Annotated in this window: 5 protein-coding genes; 1 reads left to right on the plus strand and 4 read right to left on the minus strand. The window is 73.3% G+C overall.

The window, feature by feature from the left end:
* From ACFWP2_RS39070 to ACFWP2_RS39080, 3 genes are all read right to left on the minus strand, one after another.
* Window positions 1-980, minus strand: a 980-nt coding sequence (locus tag ACFWP2_RS39070) for a beta-ketoacyl synthase N-terminal-like domain-containing protein (protein ID WP_380460808.1), incomplete at its 3' end; no start/stop codon positions are given.
* A gap of 72 nt (window positions 981-1,052) precedes the next feature.
* Entirely contained in the window at window positions 1,053-5,804 is a 4,752-nt protein-coding gene (locus tag ACFWP2_RS39075; protein ID WP_380460810.1) for a type I polyketide synthase, read from the minus strand.
* On the minus strand, window positions 5,804-11,263 hold the full coding sequence (locus ACFWP2_RS39080) for an SDR family NAD(P)-dependent oxidoreductase (protein WP_380460812.1): 5,460 nt from the start codon (window positions 11,261-11,263) through the stop codon (window positions 5,804-5,806). The genes ACFWP2_RS39075 and ACFWP2_RS39080 overlap by 1 nt, the downstream gene beginning before the upstream one ends.
* A gap of 619 nt (window positions 11,264-11,882) precedes the next feature.
* Here ACFWP2_RS39080 and ACFWP2_RS39085 point away from each other — a divergent pair.
* Entirely contained in the window at window positions 11,883-14,789 is a 2,907-nt protein-coding gene (locus tag ACFWP2_RS39085) for a helix-turn-helix transcriptional regulator (RefSeq protein ID WP_380460814.1), read from the plus strand.
* Between the two features lie 252 nt (window positions 14,790-15,041).
* On the opposite strand, the gene ACFWP2_RS39090 is transcribed toward ACFWP2_RS39085, so the two are convergent.
* The coding region (locus tag ACFWP2_RS39090) for an SDR family NAD(P)-dependent oxidoreductase (protein ID WP_380460816.1) at window positions 15,042-19,159 on the minus strand (4,118 nt) is incomplete at its 5' end.

A 19,159-nucleotide genomic window follows, 5' to 3' on the forward strand; every position in this document is an offset into this window, starting at 1 on the left:
CTCGCCAGCGCCTGACGGATCACCCGCTGCTGGGACGGCCCGTTGGGCGCGGTCAGCCCGTTGGAGGCACCGTCCTGGTTCACCGCGGAGCCACGCACCACGGCCAGCACCTGGTGCCCGTTGCGCCGGGCGTCCGAGAGCCGCTCCAGCAGCAGCATCCCGGCGCCCTCGCCCCAGCCGGTGCCGTCCGCCCCGTCGGCGAAGGACTTGCACCGGCCGTCCGGGGAGAGCCCGCGCTGACGGCTGAAGGCGATGAACGCTCCCGGGGTGGACATCACCGAGACACCGCCGGCCATCGCCAGCGTGCACTCGCGCTGGCGCAGCGCCTGCACCGCCAGGTGCAGCGCGACCAGGGCCGAGGAGCACGCGGTGTCGATGGTGACCGCGGGCCCCTCGGTGCCGAGGGTGTAGGAGATCCGGCCGGCCATCACCGCCGCCAGCACGCCGGTGCCGAGCGCCGCCTCGGGGTCCTTCGGCAGCTTCGCCAGCACGTCGCGGTAGTCCTGGCCGTTGGTGCCCGCGAACACCCCGATCCGGGCGCCGCGTACCGAGTCCGGCGCGATGCCGCCGCGTTCCAGCGCCTCCCAGGCCACCTCAAGGAGCAGCCGCTGCTGGGGGTCCATCAGCAGCGCCTCGCGCGGCGAGATGCCGAAGAAGTCCGGCTCGAAGTCGGCGGCCCCGTGCAGGAAACCGCCCCGCAGCACATAACTCTTGCCGGACGCGTCCGGATCGGGGTCGTAGAGCGCGGCGCCGTCCCAGCCCCGGTTGTCCGGGAGGTCCGTGACGGCATCGGTGCCCTCGTCGACCAGCCGCCAGAGCTCCTCGGGAGTGCTGACGCCACCGGGGAACCGGCAGCTCATCGCCACGATGGCGATGGGCTCCTTCTCCTCGGTCTCCACGTCGCGCAGCCGCTGCCGGGTCTGGGCCAGATCAGCGGTGACCCTCTTGAGATAGTCGAGCAGCTTGTCATCGTTGGTCATCGAGTGTCGCCACTTCTGTGCGGAAGATTCAGCCTGGCGTGCGGGGCGGGGTCGGCGGTCGTGCTCACGTCGTCACGCCGTGCCGAGCTCGTTGTCGATGAAGGCGAAGACGTCGTCGGCGGAGGCGTTCTCCAGCCGCCCTGCGACCGACTCGCCGCCGGCCGCGGACAGGGTCTCGGTCAGCCCGTTGAGCATCGCCTGCAGGCGGGCCGTGAACCGGCCCTGCTCGATCTCCTCGACCTTCAGCCCGCCGAACGCGGCCTCCAGCCGGTCGAGTTCGGCCAGCAGCAGGTCGGCCGAGGAGCCGTCCTCGCCCTCGCCCAGCTCGGTTCCGAGGTGCTCGGCCAACGCGGCGGGCGTCGCGTAGTCGAAGACCAGCGTGGCCGGCAGGGCCACTCCGGCGGCGGTGCTGAGCCGGTTGCGCAGGTCCACCGAGGTCAGCGAGTCGAAGCCGAGGTCGCGGAAGGCGGTGCTGGGATCGATCCGGCCGGCCGCGCCGTAGCCGAGCACGGTGGCGGCCTGGGTGCAGACCAGGTCCACCAGGGCGCGCTTGCGCTCGCCGCCGGTCAGGGCGGCCAGCTTCTGGGCGAAGCCGTCGGGGACCGCGTTGTCACCGCCGCCGGCCGCCGCCAGGCCCTGGACCTCGGGCAGGTCGGCCAGCAGCGGGCTGGGCCGGGCGGCGCCGAAGGCGGGCGCGAACCTGGTCCAGTCCACGTCGGCCACGGTCAGCGTGGTCTCGCCGCTCTCCAGCGCCCGGCGCAGCGCGGTCAGCGCCTGGTCGGGGTTCATCGCCGAGATGCCGAGGTTGCGGCCCGCGTCACGCACGGCGCCGTGGTCGGCCATGCCGCCGCCACCCCACGGTCCCCAGGCGATCGAGGAGGCCGCCAGGCCCTCGCCGCGCCGGTACTCGGCCAGCGCGTCCAGGAAGGCGTTGGCGGCCGCGTAGTTGGCCTGCCCGGCGCCGCCGACGGTGGCGGTGAGCGAGGAGAACAGGATGAACGCCGACAGGTCCAGCTCCGCGGTGAGCTCGTGCAGGTTCAGGGCGGCCTGCGCCTTGGGCCGCAGCACCGTGGCGAAGCGCTCGGGGGTGAGCGCGTCCAGCACGCCGTCGTCCAGCACGCCGGCCAGGTGGATCACGGCGGTCAGCGGATGCTCGGCCGGGACGGTGGCCAGCAGCGCGGCCAGGCTCTCGCGGTCGGCCGCGTCGCAGGCGGCGAAGGTGACCTTGGTGCCGGTCGCGGCCAGCTCCTGCCGCAGTTCGGCGGCGCCGGGCGCCGCCTCGCCACGGCGGCTGGTGAGCAGCAGGTGCTCCGCACCCTGCTCGGCCAGCCAGCTCGCCACCCGGGCACCGACCGCGCCGGTGGCGCCGGTGACCAGCACCGTGCCGGTGGGCTGCCACGGGGCACCGGGCCGCACCGGCGCGTGCTCCAGGCGGCGGGCGAACAGGCCGGACTCGCGCAGGACCAGCTGGTCCTCGTCGCCGTAGGCGGTGAGCGCGGTGGCGAGTCGGGCCAGGGTGAGCGGGCCGAGCTCGGCGGGCAGGTCGAGCAGGCCACCCCAGCGCTCGGGGTGCTCCAGCGCGGCCACCCGGCCCAGGCCCCAGACCTCGGCCTGGCTGAATCCGCTCGGACGGGCCGAGGACTCGTGGGCCATCGCGTCCCGGGTGACGGCCCACAGCCCGGCCTCGATGCCGGCGTCGCCGAGTGCCTGGATCAGCGCGGCGGTCACGGCGGCCCGGGTGTCGAGCGCCAGCAGGGAGAGAACGCCGTCCACCGCACCGTGACCATCGAGCAGTTCGGCCAGGGCGGTGCGCTGCTGCGCGGCCGTGGGCACGGCGAGCAGCTCGACCTGGTGGCCGCGCTCGCGCAGCGCGGCCAGCGCGGCCTCGACCCACGGGTCCTGGGCCAGGTCCTCGGAGACCACGGCCAGCCAGCGGAACGCGGCGGCGCGGTCCTCGGAGCCGGGCAGCATCCGCCAGCCGACGCGGTAACGCCAGCCGTCCACCGTGGCGTTGGCCTGCCGCTGGTCGTACCAGGAGGCCAGCGCCGGAATCAGCGCGGCCACCGGGGCCTGGTCGTCCACGCCGAGGGTGGCGGCGACCGCGGCCACGTCCTGCTCCCGGACCAGCTCCCAGAACTCGCCGCCCCCGTCGCCGCCGCGGCCCAGGGCGGTGGCCGCCGTGATGGACGGGGCGTTCTCCCAGTGCCGGTCGCGCCGGAAGGGGTAGGTCGGCAGGTCCACCACGCGGGCGCCGGTGAACAGCGCCGACCAGTCCGGGCTCAGGCCGCTGACGTGCAGTCGGCCGAGCGCCGTCAGCAGCGCCTTGGCCTCGCCCTGGTCCCGACGCTGGGTGGCGACCACCTCGGCCACGATGTCCTGGGACATGCCGGTGAGCACCGAGTCTGGGCCCACCTCCAGCAGCCGGGTGACGCCCTCGGCGACCAGGGTGCGTACACCGTCGTGGAACCGGACGGCCTCGCGTACATGGCGCACCCAGTAGTCGGGCGAGGTCAGCTCGTCGGCGAGCGATCCGGTCAGGTTGGAGACGACCGGCAGCTGCGGCTGGTGGAACTCCAGCTTGTCGAGCACGGCCCGGAAGGACTCCAGCATGTCGTCCATCCGGTGCGAGTGGAACGCGTGCGAGACCTTCAGCCTGGTGGTCTTCTCGAACCGGGCGGCAACCGCGAGCACCGCCTCCTCGTCGCCCGAGACGACCACCGCGCGCTCGGCGTTGACCGCGGCGAGGTCGGCGCCCTCGGTGAGCAGCGGGGCGACCTCGGCCTCGCCGGCCCGGATGGCGACCATCGCGCCGCCGGTGGGCAGCGCCTGCATCAGCCGGCCGCGCGCGGCGACCAGGGTGACGGCGTCGCTCAGCGAGAGCACACCGGCGACATGGGCGGCGACCACCTCGCCGATCGAGTGCCCGCCGAGCAGGTCGGGGCGGATGCCCAAGGACTCCAGCAGGCGGTAGAGCGCGACCTCGAAGGCGAAGATGCCGGCCTGGGTGAAGACGGTCTGGTTCAGCAGCTCGGACTCGGTGTCCAGCACCACCTCACGCAGCGGCCGCTCCAGGTGCTGGTCGAACTCGGCGCAGATCTCGTCGAAGGCACGGGCGAACCCGGGGAAGCTCTCGATCAGTTCGCGCCCCATGCCGGGGCGCTGGGAGCCCTGGCCGGAGAAGACCACGGCGAGCTTACCGGGGCCGGCGGCGACCTGCGGCAGCTCCCGGCCCTCGGCCAGCGCGCGCAGCCCCTCCAGCAGTTCGGCGCGGTCGTGGCCGACCACCGCGGCGCGGTGGGTGAGCAGGGCGCGGGTGGTGGCCAGCGAGAAGCCGACGTCCAGCACATCGAGGTCATCGGCCGCGGCGATCAGCCGGCTCGCCTGGTCCTTGACCGCCTCCGCGGTCTTGGCGGAGAGTACCCAGGGCACGGCCGGTAGGGCGGCGCGCGGCGCCCGCTCCGCCACTTCCTCGGCCGGGGCCTCTTCGAGGATGGTGTGCGCGTTGGTGCCGCTGATCCCGAAGCCCGAGACGGCGGCGCGGCGCGGCTGACCGTAGGTCTGCCACGTCCGGGCCTCGGTCAGCAGCTCGACGTCGCCCGCCGACCAGTCGACCGCGGAGGTGCGGCGCTCGGAGTGCAGCGACTTGGGCAGCACCCCGTGGCGCATCGCCATGACCATCTTGATCACGCCCGCCACGCCGGCGGCGGCCTGCGGGTGGCCCATGTTGGACTTGATCGAGCCCAGCCACATCGGCCGGCCCTCGGGCCGGTTCTGCCCGTAGGCGGCGATGACCGCCTGGGCCTCGATCGGGTCGCCGAGCTTGGTGCCGGTGCCGTGCGCCTCCACCACGTCGATCTGGTTCGGCGACAACTGGGCGTCGGCCAGCGCCGACTGGATCACCCGAATCTGGGCCGGGCCGCTGGGCGCGGTCAGGCCGTTGGAGGCGCCGTCCTGGTTGATCGCGCTGCCCCGGATCACCGCGAGCACCCGGTGCCCCTTGCGCCGGGCGTCCGAGAGCCGCTCCACCAGCAGCACACCCGCGCCCTCCGACCAGGCGGCGCCGTCCGCGTCCTCGGAGAAGGACTTGCAGCGCCCGTCGGCCGACAGCGCCCGCCGCTCGCTGAACTCGATGAACATCTCGGGGCTGGCCATCACCGCGGCACCGCCGACCAGGGCGAACTCGCACTCGCCGCGGCGCAGCGACTGGGTCGCCTGGTGCAGGGCCACCAGCGATGCGGAGCACGCGGTGTCCATGGTGACCGCGGGTCCCTCAAGGCCCAGCGTGTAGGCGATCCGGCCCGAGACGATGCTGCCGGAGATGGTGCCGCCCACGTAGTCGTGGTGCATCAGGCCGACGAAGACGCCGGTCCGGGTGCCCTTCATCGACTGCGGGTCGATCCCGGCCCGCTCGAAAGCCTCCCAGGAGGTCTCAAGCAGCATCCGCTGCTGCGGGTCGGTGCCGGGCGCGTCCTTGGGGCTGATGCCGAAGAACGCGGGGTCGCACTCGGCGGCGTCGTGCAGGAAGCCGCCCTGGCGCACGTAGCTCTTACCGGGCTTGCCGACCTCGGGGTCGTAGAGGTTCTCCACGTCCCACCCGCGGTCCACCGGGAAGCCGGAGATCACGTCGGCGCCTTCGCTGACGATCCGCCAGAGGTCCTCGGGCGAGCGGATGCCGCCGGGGTAGCGGCAGGCCATCCCGATGATCGCGATCGGCTCGCGGTTGAGATCCTCCAGCTCGCGCACCCGGCGGCGGGTGCGCTCCAGCTCGCTGGTGGCCCGCTTCAGGTAGTCGCGGAGCCTGTCGACGTTGGCCGGGTCTACCATCACTGGACTCCAGATTCGTTGTCGATCGTCGCGAAGAGTTCTTCGTCGGTGGCGGTGTCGAAGTCGTCCGGCGCCTCGCCGCCCGCGCTGTGGGTGTCACGCCAGGTCCGCAGCAGCGCTTCGAGGCGCGCGGTGATCCGGGCGTGTGAACCGTCCTGGTCCGGCAGTGCGGTCAGCGCGACTTCGAGCCGGTCGACCTCGGCGACCATCAGCCGGGCCTGGTCGGCCGGGCCGGGGACGAGTTCGGCCTTGAGGTAGGCGGTCAGGACGGCCGGTGCCGGCTGGTCGAAGACCAGGGTGGCGGGCAGCGAGAGGCCGGTGGCCGTCCCGAGCAGGTTGCGCAGTTCGACCGCCGCCAGCGAGTCGAAGCCCATCTCCTGGAACGCCTTGTTCGGGTCGAGCGCCTGGGCCGAGGTGTGGCCGAGTACGGCGGCCACCCCGGTGAGCACCAACTCCAGCAGCAGGCGGTCGCGATCGGCGTCCGGCAGCGGGGCGAGGCGCTCCCGCCAGCCGCTCTGCGCATCGGCGCGGGAGGTGCCCGCGGCGCCGGCGGCGCGGCGCGAGGCGCCGCGGACCAGTCCGCGCAGCAGCGTCGGGACGCCGTCGGTCCTGGCCCGCACCGCGGCGACGTCCAGTCGCATCGGCACCACGAGGGCGTCCTCGGCGGCCAGGGCGGCGTCGAACAGCTCCAGGCCCTGGGCGGCGGGCAGCGGTGGCAGGCCCATCCGGTGCATCCGCTCCAGATCGGCGGCGTCCACCTGGTCGGCCAGGCCGCCGACCTCGGACCACAGGCCCCAGGCCATCGAGACGGCGGGCAGCCCGACGACCCTGCGGTGGGCCGCGAGGCCGTCCAGGAAGGCATTGGCGGCCGCGTAGTTGGACTGGCCGCCACCGACCAGCAGGCCGGCGGTGGAGGAGAACAGCACGAAGGCGCTGAGCTCGCGGTCCTGCGTGAGTTCGTGCAGGTTCCAGGCGGCGTCCACCTTGGGCCGCAGCACCCGCTCGACCTGCTCGGGGCTGAGCGCGGCGAGCATCCCGTTGTCGACCACGCCGGCCGAGTGCACCACGGCGCCGACCTGGTAGCGGCCCAGCAGCTCCGCGAGTTGGCCGCGGTCGGCCGCGTCGCAGCTCGCCAGCGCGACCTCGGCGCCGAGCCCTTCGAGCTCGGCCCTCAGCTCGGCCGCGCCGGGGGTGTCCGCGCCACGCCGACTCGTCAGCAGCAGCCGCCGGACGCCGTGGGAGCCCGCGAGGTGACGGGCCATCAGCTGTCCCAGGCCGCCGAGGCCGCCGGTGATCAGCACGTACGCCTCGGGGTCGAACTTCGGCGGCTGCGCCGGATTCGCCCTGGCGAGCCTGGGCACCGACAGCTCCCCCTCGCGCACCGCGACCTCGGGCTCGCCGCAGGCCAGCGCGGCGGCCAGGCCAGCAGTGCCGTCGCTGTCCACCAGCAGGAAGCGACCGGGGTTCTCCGACTCGGCGGCCCGCACCAGTCCGGCCAGCGGCGCGTGGGCGAGTTCACCGGCCCGGATCACCACCGCCAGCCGGGAGTGGTCGAAGCGCCGGTCGGCGAGGAAGGCCCCGAGGACGGCGAAGGTCTCGCCGACACTCCCGTGCACCGCGGCGGGCACCTCACCGGCGACCGTGGCCGCCGGCAGGACGATCAGGCTCGGCGCTGCCTCGATCGACGCCAGGTCCGGGTGGACCGGCACGCCGAGAGCGAGGTCGTCGGGGCCGCAGACCACGACGTCCGCGGGCAGGGCTTCGGCTGTGGCGGGGTCGAGCGGAACCTGCTCCAGGCGGAAGAGCGACTCCCCCGGGCCGGCGGCCAGTTGCCCCGCCGAGACCGGGCGGGCCACCAGCGTGCGAACGGTGGCCACCGGCGCGCCGGTGCCGTCCGCGACCGACAGCGAGACTGCGTCCTGGCCGGCCTTGGCGACGTGCAGCCGCACCTCACCGGCCCCGCCGGCGTGCAGGGAGACCCCGCCCCAGCTGAACGGCAGCACCGCCTGGCCGTCACCCAGGTCGATCAGGTTGACGTGCAGGGCCGCGTCCAACAGCGCCGGGTGCAGACCGAAGGCGGCGGCGGTGGCCCGGGCACGGTCGGGCAGGGCGGCCTCGGCGAACAGGTCCTCGCCGCGCCGCCACGCCGCGCGCAGTCCCTGGAACACCTCGCCGTACCCGTAGCCGACCCCGATGAGCCTGGGATAGAGCTCGCCCAGCTCAACGGGTTCGGCCCCTTCGGGCGGCCAGACCCGTAGGTCGAACTGCGGCTCCTCAGCGGCGCTGGTGAGCAGTCCGCCGGCGTTCTGACTCCACGGAGCGTCCGGCGCGTCCGCGGGCCGGGAGTACACCGCGACCGTGCGCCGCCCGGCGTCCTCGGCGCCGACCGCGACCTGCACCGCCACCGCGCCCTGCTCCGGCAAGGTCAGCGGCGCCTGGAGCGTCAACTCCTCCAGCAGGGCGCAGCCGACCCGGTCGCCGGCCTGGATCGCCAGCTCCACCAGGGCCGTACCGGGCAGCAGCACCGTGCCGTGCACGGCGTGGTCGGCCAGCCAGGGCTGGGCTGAGCGGGAGAGCCGCCCGGTCAGCACCAGCCCGCCCGAATCGGGCAGTTCGGTCGCCGCGGCCAGCAGCGGGTGCTCGACGGGGAGCTGACCGAGGCCGCTCGGGTCGCCGCCGGCGGCGGTGGCCTCCAGCCAGAGCCTGGTGCGCTGGAACGGGTAGAGCGGCAGGTCGACCCGGTTCGGGCGACGGCCTTCGAAGAGTGCGGCCCAGTCGACCGGCACGCCGTCGGCGTGCAACCGCCCCAGGCCGCCCAGCAGCTCCCTCGTCTCGGCCGAGTCGCGGCGCATCGTCGCGGCGGCCGCCAAGTCACCGTCGAGGCAGTCCTGCGCCATAGCGGTCAGCACCGCGTCCGGTCCCAGTTCCAGGAGCCTGCGCACGCCCAGGGCCGCAAGCGCGCGCAGCGCCGGCTCGAACCGCACGGGTCGGCGGACGTGGTCGACCCAGTAGTCCGGCGAGCCGAGCTCCTCGGCGCCGGCCAGGGCGCCGGTCAGGGTGGAGACGATCGGGATGCCCGGCGCGCCGTAGGACTGCGCCTTGGCGACGAGGGCGAACTCGGCCTGCATCGGCTCCATCAGCGGGGAGTGGAAGGCGTGCGAGACGGTCAGGCGGGTGCTCTTCTCGAACCGGGCGGCGAGCGCCAGCACCGCCTCCTCCTCGCCCGAGACCACCACCGAGCGCGGCCCGTTGACCGCGGCCAGGCCCACCCGCTCGCAGAGCAGCGGCAGCACCTCGGCCTCAGTGGCCCGGATCGCCACCATCGCGCCACCCGCGGGCAGCCGGCTCATCAGGCCGCCGCGCGCCAGCACCATGGCGGCCGCGCCCTCCAGCGACAGCACGCCGGAGACGTGCGCGGCGGCCAGCTCGCCGACCGAGTGGCCGACCAGGTAGTCGGGGCACACGCCCAGCGACTCCACGAGTCTGAAGAGTGCCACCTCGACGGCGAAGATCGCCGCCTGGGCGTAGTCGGTGCGGTTCAGCAGCTGCGGCTCCGCCTCGATCACCCGGGCAAGCGGGATCTCCAGCTCCGGGTCCAGCAAGGCGGATACCTCGTCGAAGGCGGCCGCGAAGACAGGGAACGCCCGGTACAGCTCCCGCCCCATGCCAAGGCGCTGCGAGCCCTGCCCAGTGAAGAGGAACGCCAGCTTCCCGTTACCGACCGCGGTGCCCGCGGCCAGGACCAGGGCTGCCAGCAGCTCCTCGGTGGAGCCGCCGACGGCCACCGCACGGTGCTCCCAGGAGGAGCGGGCGCAGGCCAGCGAGAAGGCCACCTCGGCCGGGTCCAGCTCGGGGCGGGCCTCGACCCAGGCGTGTAGCCGGCCCTTCTGCTCGGCAAGCGCCTCGGGGGTGCGCGCCGACAGGAGCCACGGGACGGCGTCCAGTCGCGGTGCGGGGGTCACCGCCGGGGCGTCGGCGCTCTGCGCCTGGCTCTTCGCGGTCTCCGCCTCGTCCTGCGCCCCGGCCCGCGGCTCGCTGTCCGCCTCGGTCTGCGGTTCGAGCGCCGGGGCCTGTTCGAGGACCACGTGCGCGTTGGTGCCGCTGATCCCGAACGAGGAGACCGCCGCTCGCCGGGGCCGTCCGCTCTCGGGCCACTCCTGGGCCTCGGTCAGCAGCCGGACCTCGCCCGCCGTCCAGTCCACCTGGGTGGAGGGGCGGTCCACGTGCAGGGTCTTGGGCAGCTCGCCGTGCCGCATCGCCTGCACCATCTTGATCACCCCGGCCACGCCCGCGGCGGCCTGGGTGTGCCCGAGGTTGGACTTGATCGAGCCGAGCCACAGCGGCCGGCCCTCGGGCCGGTCCTGGCCGTAGGCCGCGAGCAGGGCCTGGGCCTCGATCGGGTCGCCCAGCGCGGTACCGGTGCCGTGCGCCTCGACCACGTCGACGTCCGCCGGGGAGACGCCGGCGCTCGCCAACGCCTGCTTGATCACCCGCTGCTGGGAGGGGCCGTTGGGTGCGGTGAGCCTGCTGCTGGCTCCGTCGGAGTTGATCGCGGTGCCCTTGACCACGGCCAGCACCCGGTGGCCGAGCCGCTGGGCGTCGGAGAGCCGCTCGACCAGCAGCATGCCCGCGCCCTCGCCCCAGCCGGTGCCGTCGGCACCCTCGGCGAAGGCCTTGCAGCGGCCGTCGGGGGCCAGGCCGCGCTGCCGGCTGAAGTCGATGAAGGTCTCGGGGGTGGACATCACGGTCACCCCGCCCGCCAGCGCCAGCGTGCACTCGCCCGACCGCAGCGCCTTGACCGCCCAGTGCAGTGCCACCAGCGAGGACGAGCAGGCCGTGTCGACGGTGACGGCGGGCCCTTCCAGGCCGAAGGTGTAGGCCACCCGGCCCGAGGCCACGCTGGCGGCACTGCCGTTGGCCAGATAGCCGTCGAGGTCGTCCGGAACCGAGAGCAGCCGGGTCGCGTAGTCGTTGTACATGACGCCGACGAAGACGCCGGTACGAGAGCCGCGCAGCGCCGTGGGGACGATGCCGGCGTCCTCGAAGGCCTCGTGGGAGGTCTCCAGGAGCAGCCGCTGCTGCGGATCCATCGCCAGCGCCTCGCGCGGCGAGATGCCGAAGAAGTCCGGGTCGAAGTCGGCGGCGTCGTGCAGGAAGGCCCCGGTCCGGGCGTAGGTCTTGCCCGCCCGCGCGGGGTCTGGGTCGTACAGTGACTCGACGTCCCAGCCCCGGTCGGCCGGGAAGTCCGACACCGCGTCGGCGCCGGCGGCCACCAGGTCCCACAGTTGCTCGGGCGTGGCGACCCCGCCGGGATACCGGCAGGCCATCCCCACGATCGCGATCGGCTCGTGCGCGCGGTACTCCGACTCGCGCAGCCTGCGCCGCGTCTCGCGCAGATCCGAAGTGGTTCGCCTGAGATAGTCGAGCAGTCGGTCCTCGTTGTTCGCCAACGCAGTCATCCGATCGGGATCGAAGCCTTCGGAAACGCGGGATCCCGGCTCGTCGGTCCATGTCCCCGCCTTTGGGAGGCTAGGGATCAGGGGGTGTCGGGGTCACCCCCTACTGCCCCCTGGAGCGAACTGGCCCCCGCTTTCCGAAGCATGTCGATTGCCGCGCCGATTGGCCCGCCGACATGGCGGCCACCACCAGCGGACCTGCGCGGATCGCCCGCCGCCGACCAGCCGGCGAGACCGATGTTGACAACACTGGTGAACCAAACATAACGTCAAGTCGGCTCTGGGGAAGGGGAAGAGGTCCCCTGAGCAGCCACAAGTCCACGATCGACCCGGAGCATCCGGGCAAGCCCGCCCGACCCCGGGAGGTCTGGACCAGTCCGAGACAACAGTGCCATCCCCGCCGCCCACGCCACGCGAAACGCCGACGGGGCAGGCAATTCCAATGATGGCAGCAGGTGACTTTCTGCTGTAGAGAAGATTTCACTTCCGCGTTTCCAGCAATTGTCGTCGCACAGCAAAGATATTGCCAAGGGGACCCATAAGGGTGGGCGTCCCCGGTAAATTCTTTCGCGGATTCAATTCAAAAACAATGGCCACGGGGGAGGCCATTACGGGGGAGGTCATGGTGCGCCTATTCGAGCGCCATCGAGAACTTGAGACCCTACGCGACGCGTTCGCCGAGTGCGTCGCCGGAGCGGGGCAGCTTGTCATCGTCACCGGCGGCCCGGGGGTCGGAAAGACCAAGCTGCTCCACGAGTTCGCAAACGCCGCGGGCAAGACCGGCGCCGGGCTGCTGACCGCCCTCGGCTCCCCTCAGAAGCGGGCCCAGCCGATGAGCGCCATCCGGGAACTCCTGCACAGCGGCGAGCTCCCGACGGATGTTCTGGAAGACTCATTACAGCCTGACATCGAAGTCAACTCAGCGTCAGGTGCCGGATACCGAACGGCATCGGGTCGACTGGACCACGGCGGCACACAATACGCCCCGGAAACCCTTCTCCAAGCCGTGTCCGCACCGATCTTGGAGTTAGCCAGAGAACGTCCCCTGGCCATCGTCATCGACGACGCCCACCTCCTGGACACCCAGTCCCTTCAGACCCTGCTGTACCTCCAGCGGCGGATCAGGAACAAGCGGATCACGGTGCTCTGTGCCGGCTGGGAGCAGTGCGCGCTGCCGAACCCGCTCATCCACGACGGCCTCAGCCGCCAACCACACCACCGGGTCCGGCTGGCGCCACTGTCCGAGCAGGGCGTGGCCCGGATGCTCGCCGCCCAGGCCAACCGGTCGGTGCCCGCCGAGATCAGCGCCACCTACCACCAGGTGACCGGCGGAAACCCCATGCTGATGCACGCCCTCCTGGACGACGGCACCCAGTTCGGCACCGAACTCGGTGAGCCCGTGCCGAGCATCGCCTACCGGCACGCGGTGCTGGCCTTCCTCTACCGAGGCGAGCCCAGACACCTCTCCGTCGCCAGGGCGCTGGCCGCGCTCGGCGACCACGCCAACGCCCGGACCGCCGCGCTGCTGCTGTCGGTCGGCCCTGACGCGGTGCAGGTCGTGGTCGACGTGCTGAGCTCCACCGGCCTGCTCGACGGCTACCGCTTCCGCCTGCCCGCCGCCGCCAACGCGGTGTTGAGCGACCTCGATCCCCGCGAGCGCTCGCAGCTGCACGGCAGGGTCGCCCGACTGCTCTATCTGGACGGGGCGCCCGCACCCGTGGTGACCCACCACCTCATGGCCGCGGGCCGGGTCGACGAGCCCTGGGGCTTGTCGGTGCTGCGACTGGCCTCCGAGCAGGCGCTGGCCGCGGACGACGTCGAACGGTCCACCGGCTACCTGCGCCTGGCCCTGCGCGAGTCCGCGGACGAGCAGGAACGGCACGCCCTCTCCACCGCGCTGGCGCGGGCGGAGTGGCGGGTGAACCCGGCCGCCGTGACCCCGCACCTCAATCCGCTCCACCGGCGCGTGCTGGGCGATGACCTGGAAGCGCGGGACGCGGCCACCGTGGTGCGGCACATGCTCTGGCAGGGCGAGACCGGCCTCGCCGACGAGGCCGTGACCGCGTTGGCCGCCTCGCTCGCCCCGGGCGACGCCCACGTGCTGGCCGAGGTGGAGTTCGTCCGGCACTGCTTCTTCGGCGTGCCCCAGGTCAGCCACCGCAGTGACCTCGCCAAGATGGCCACCCTGGAACGGGCCACCACGGGCAAGGTGAACACCCTGTGGGCCACGGTGGCCCTGCTGGTCAGTGGAAGGGTCAGCGCCGCGTCGGTGGCGCAGGTGACCGAGGCCCTGTACAGCGACCAGGTCAGCGACCTGAAACTGGAACTGACGGTCATCTCTCTGCTGGTCATCGCCTTCACCGGCCAGGTCCAGACCGCGATCGAGGTCTGCGAGGCGCTGCTGAGCGACTCGGTGCGGCGCGGGTGGACCACCTGGCAGGCGCTGCTGCTCGGCATCCGAGCCAAGATCGCCCTGCTGCAGGGTGATCCGGGCACCGCGGAGGCCAAGGCCACCGAGGCGCTCGAACTGCTGCACTCCCAGGCCTGGGGTGTCCTGATCGGCCTGCCGCTGTCGGCGGCGATCTCCGCCAACACGGCCATGGGCCGGCACGAGACCGCGGCGCAGCTGCTGCGGCGCAAGGTGCCGGACAGCATGTTCAACACCAGCTTCGGCGTGCAGTACCTGCGCGCCCGGGGACACCACTACCTGTCCACCGACCGGCCGTTCGCGGCGCTGAACGACTTCGAGACCTGCGGGCACCTGATGCGCGACCGCAGCCCCTCCCTGCAGCCGATGGTCCCCTGGCGCACCGACCTCGCCCAGGCCAACCTGCGGATCGGCAACACCCGGGTCGCCAAGGAGCTGGCGGAGGAGCAGGCCGGGCAGCGCCACCCACTGGGCACCCGCTCGCGGGCGATCGCCCTGCGGGTACTGGCCGGCACCAGCCAGCCGCGGCACCGCACCGCGCTGCTGCGCGAGTCGATCGACCTGTTGCAGGCCTGCGGCGACCGGCTGGAACTCGCGCTGGCCTTCGCCGACCTGTCCGCCACCTACTACGAGCTGGGCGACTACGCCAGAGCCCGCCTGATGGAGCGTCAAGCCGCCCAGGAGGCCGGCGGCGGCGAGCCGCAGGCGGCGGCGGACGGCGGGATGCCGCAGAACGAACCGGTGCCCGCCGACTCCCCTGCCACCCCCTCGCCCGCCGCCGGCCCCGCAGCCACCCCGATTGCCGACCTCGCCTCGCTGCTCAGCGACGCGGAGAGCCGGGTCGCCGTCCTGGCCGCGCTCGGATACACCAACCGTGAGATCAGCGGCCGCATCCATGTGACGGTCAGCACGGTCGAACAGCACCTCACCCGCGTGTACCGGAAGTTGAACGTCGCCAGCCGCACCGAACTGCCGTCCAAGCTCCTGGAACGACAGATCACCGCGCTGCCCGAGCACCAGTCGGCCACCAATCACCGCCCTCGCCAGCGCGCCGTGGCCACCAAGGAACTCCCAGTTCTCTGGCGCCGGTTGGCGCTGTAAGGCCTGTTGGAAGGCCTGCTGCCCGGCGCCGAAGCCGCCGCGTCCGAACCGCCCCGCGGGCAGTCGGCGGCGGCTTTGGCGTTGGTGCATCGGGAGGGCTCCCTTCGGGTGTCGGGGTGGGCCGGGGATTCCGAGCTGCTCGTGCTGAGGCGGGCGGCCGGGAGGGCGGTGCCGGTGATGCCACCGGCACCGCCTCGCGGCCTCCGGGGGGTCTGCTCGGCGCGATCCCGCCGGGCAGACCCCCCGGTCCTGCTAGTCGAACTTGCCGAGCTCGTCGTCGAGGAGATCGAAGAGCTCGTCGGCGGTGGCCGTGTCCAGCTCCGGGCCGCCCTGGTCGGCTGCCTCCGGGTGCAGGTCGCCGGCCCACCTGGCGGTCAGGGCGCGCAGGCGCAGGGCCACCCGGGAGCGCTGCTCCTCGTTGACCGAGCTGGCCGAAGCGGCTTCTTCCAGCAGGGACTCCAGGCGGATCACCTCGGCTTCGACATCCGGCACACCGTCCACGTCTTCGACCAGCTCGTCGAAGAGGTGGTCGACGATGGCCACCGGGGTCGGGTAGTCGAAGGTGAGGGTGGAGGACAGGCGCAGGCCGGTGTCGGCGCTGATCCGGTTACGCAATTCCAGCGCGGAGAGCGAGTCCACACCCAGCTCACCGAACGCGCGCTCCGGATCCACCGCCTCGGCGCTCGAATGTCCGAGCACCTCGGCAACGTGGCCGCGCACGACCTCCAGCAGCAACTGCCTGCTCTCCACCGGGGAGAGCGCCGCGAGCCGCTCGGGCAGCGGACTGAGCTGCGGCTTGTCGGTCGCGGCCGGCCCCGCCTGGGCGGTGCGGCGGGCCGGGATCCGGGCGGCCAGCGCGCGGACCATCGGGGGCGCCTGCTCGGTCGGCTGCACCCGCATCGGCAGGAGCAGCGACTGGTCCGAGGTCAGCGCCCGGTCGAAGAGCGCGAGCGCCCGGTCGACCGACAGCGGCTGGATGCCGTCCCGGGAGAGTCGGCGCAGCTCCGCCTCGCCGAGCGAGCCGGCCATCCCGGAGCCGGTGTCCCACAGGCCCCAGCCGAGCGAGAGCGCGGGGAGTCCGGCCGAGCGCCGCTGGGCGGCCAGGGCGTCCAGGAAGGCGTTGGCCGCCGCGTAGTTGCCCTGCCCGGCGGCCCCGAGGGTGGCGGCGGCCGAGGAGAACAGGACGAAGGCGGCCAGGTCCAGGCCCGCAGTCAGCTCGTGCAGGTGCCAGGCCGCGTCCGCCTTGGGCCGCAGCACCGCGTCCAGGCGCTCATCGGTGAGCGCCGAGATCAGAGCGTCGTCCAGGACCCCGGCGGCGTGCACCACCGCCGTCAGCGGGTGCTCGACGGGGATGTCGTCGAGCAGCGCGGCCATGGCCTCACGGTCGGCGGCGTCGCAGGCGGCCACCGTCACGGTCGCGCCCAGCTCGGCCAGGTCCGCCAGCTCCGTTGGCAGGACCCCGGTGCGGCTGGTCAGCAACAGGTGCCGGACGCCGTGCTCGCCCACCAGGTGCCGGGCGAGCAGGCGGCCGAGGCTGCCGGTACCGCCCGTGATGAGCACGGTGCCCTGCGGGTCCAGCGGGCTGACGCGCTCGAAGGCCGTGGCCTCGGCCAGCCTCGGGACGTACGCCTGACCGGCCCGCAGCGCCAACTCCGGTTCCCCGGTGGCCACCGCCGCCGCCAGGGCGGCCTCGGAGGCGGGATCCTCGTCGAGATCGGCCAGGACCAGACGGTCGGGGTGTTCGACGGCCGCCGCGCGCACCAGACCCCAGATACCGGCCTGCGCGGGGTCCTGCGCGCCGTCCACGCCCACCGCACCCCGGGTGACGACCACCAGCGGCGCGCCCTCGGCACGGTCCTCGGCGAGCCGCTCCTGGAGGACGGCCAGGGCGCGGTGAGCAGCCTGACCGGCCTGGGCCGGAGCGTGCGGAACGCCGTCGACGGTGATGGTCACGGTGTCCGGTTCGAGCTGCGCTTCGTCCTGTTGGAGAGCCGCCAACGGCACCGGCACCCAGTGCAGTTCGAACAGGTCGCCGGAGCCCGAGGCGGCCGTGACCGCGGCCGCGGCCGCGTTCAGCTGCTCGGCGAACACCTGCCGGATCCGCAGCGCCGACACCACGGCGACTGCTGCGCCGGCGCCGTCGAAGAGCTGCAGGCTCAGCTGCTCGGTGCTCTGCGGGGTGAGCCGCAGCCGCAGGGCCGAGGCACCCGCCGCGTACAGCGCCACGCCCTCCCAGGAGAACGGCAGGGTCATCACCGTCGGGTCCTGGCCGTCCAGCAGGTCGATGGCGTGCAGCGCGGAGTCGAGCAGCGCGGGGTGCAGGCCGAACCCGGTCTGCTCGGCCTCCTCGGGCAGGGCGAGCTCTGCGTAGACCTCCTCGCCCAGCCGCCAGGCGGCCCGCAGGCAGCGGAACAACGGGCCGTAGCCGTAACCCTGGTCGGCGAGGCGGTCGTAGCTGCCGTCGAGGTCGACGGGCACGGCACCGGTCGGCGGCCAGGCCTGAAGCGCGGCGGGTTCCGGCGCGCTCAGCGGGGCCAGGACGCCGGTGGCATGCCTGGTCCATGCGGCGCCGCTCTCCTCGATGCGGGCGTGCACGGTGACCGGGCGGCGCCCGGATCCGTCATCGGCGCCGGTGACCACCTGGAGCTGGATCCCGCCCTGCGCGGGCAGCACCAGCGGCCGTTCGATGGTCAACTCCTCGACCAGGGTGTTGCCCACCCGGTCGCCCGCCTGGACCGCCAGTTCCACGAAGGCACTGCCGGGCAGCAGCACCACGTCGGCGACGGCGTGCTCGGCCAGCCACGGGTGGGTGCTCAGCGAGAGGCGTCCGGTCAGCACGGTGGTGTCGCTCTCCGCCAGCCTGAGCTCGGCACCGAGCAGCGGGTGCCCGGCCGCCGCCTGGCCGAGGCCGGCCGCCTCGCTCGGCCCTGACGGTCCGTCCTCCAACCAGAGCCGTCGGCGCTGGAAGGCGTACGTCGGCAGGTCGATCCGGCGCACCGCCGTACCGTCGTAGAGCCGCTCCCAGTCGATCGGGACGCCGCGCACCTGCAGCGCGCCCAACGCCGTGGCCAGGGCCAGGGGTTCCTCCTTGTCCTGGCGCAGCACGGAGATCAGCGCCGAGCGCTCGGGGTCAGCCAGGCAGTGCGTGCCCATGGTGGAGAGCACCGCGTTGGGGCCCAGTTCCAGGAAGGTGCGGACCTGCTCGGCCTCCAGGGTGCGGATCCCGTCGGCGAAGCGGACGGCCTCGCGCACGTGTCGCACCCAGTACTCGGGTGAGGTCAGCTCTTCGGTGGTGGCCCGCTCGCCGGTCAGGTTGGAGACGATCGGCACGGTCGGCGGGGCGAACTCAAGGGTGCGCGCGACCTCGGCGAACTCCGCCAGCATCGGGTCCATCAACGGCGAGTGGAACGCGTGGCTGACCCGGAGGCGCTTGGTCCTGCGGTGAGTGAAGGCGGCCTCGAAGGCGGCCACCGCCTCCTCCGCACCGGACACCACGACGGCGTTCGGCCCGTTGACGGCGGCGATGCTCACGGCCTCCCCGAGGTGCGGCAGCACCTCCTCCTCGGTGGCGTCGACGGCCAGCATCGCACCACCGACGGGCAGTGCCTGCATCAGGCGGCCCCGGGCCGCGACCAGGCGAGCGGCGTCATGAAGGCTCAGCACGCCCGCGACGTGGGCGGCAGTCAGCTCGCCGATGGAGTGCCCGGCCAGGAAGTCCGGCCTGATGCCCCAGGACTCCAGCAGCCGGAAGAGCGCGACCTCCAGAGCGAACAGGGCGCTCTGGGTGTATCGGGTCTGGTCGAGCAGCTCGGCGTCCTGATCGAAGATCAGCTCCCGCAGCGGCCGGTCGAGGTGCGTGTCCAGCTGGCTGCAGACCTCGTCCAACGCGCGTCGGAAGACCGGGTGGCGCTGGTACAACTCACGGCCCATTCCCGGGCGTTGCGCGCCCTGCCCGGTGAACAGGAAGGCGAGCTTGCCGGCCACCGGCTTGCCGCGCAGCACGCCGGGCGCTGCCTCACCGGCCGTCAACGCGGCTAGCCCCACGGCCAGTTCGTCCCGGTCACGGGCTATCAGCGCGGCCCGGTGGCCGAGCTCGGAGCGGCCGGTGGCCAACGAGAAGGCGAGGTCGGCGATCGGCGCGTCCACCAGGGCGGTCAGCTTCGCCGCCTGGGCCGAGAGCGCCTCCGGGGTGGCCCCGGAGAGCAGGACGGGCAACAGCGGGGCCTCGGTACCCGCCGGCTCGGCGACCTGCTCGGTGACGGCCTCGATGATGGTGTGGGCGTTGGTGCCGCTGATCCCGAAGGAGGAGATCCCGGCCCGGCGCGGCCGCTCGACCTCGGGCCAGGCCCGGGCCTCGGTCAGCAACCGGA

This window comes from Kitasatospora sp. NPDC058444 (assembly GCF_042721415.1).
Lineage (GTDB): Bacteria > Actinomycetota > Actinomycetes > Streptomycetales > Streptomycetaceae > Kitasatospora.

What these genes read in the sequence shown, in the direction of transcription:
- ACFWP2_RS39085 (WP_380460814.1), top strand. Translation starts at nt 11,883, where the DNA reads ATGGTGCGCCTATTCGAGCGCCATCGAGAACTTGAGACCCTACGCGAC.
- ACFWP2_RS39080 (WP_380460812.1), bottom strand. Translation starts at nt 11,263, where the DNA reads ATGACTGCGTTGGCGAACAACGAGGACCGACTGCTCGACTATCTCAGG.
- ACFWP2_RS39075 (WP_380460810.1), bottom strand. Translation starts at nt 5,804, where the DNA reads ATGGTAGACCCGGCCAACGTCGACAGGCTCCGCGACTACCTGAAGCGG.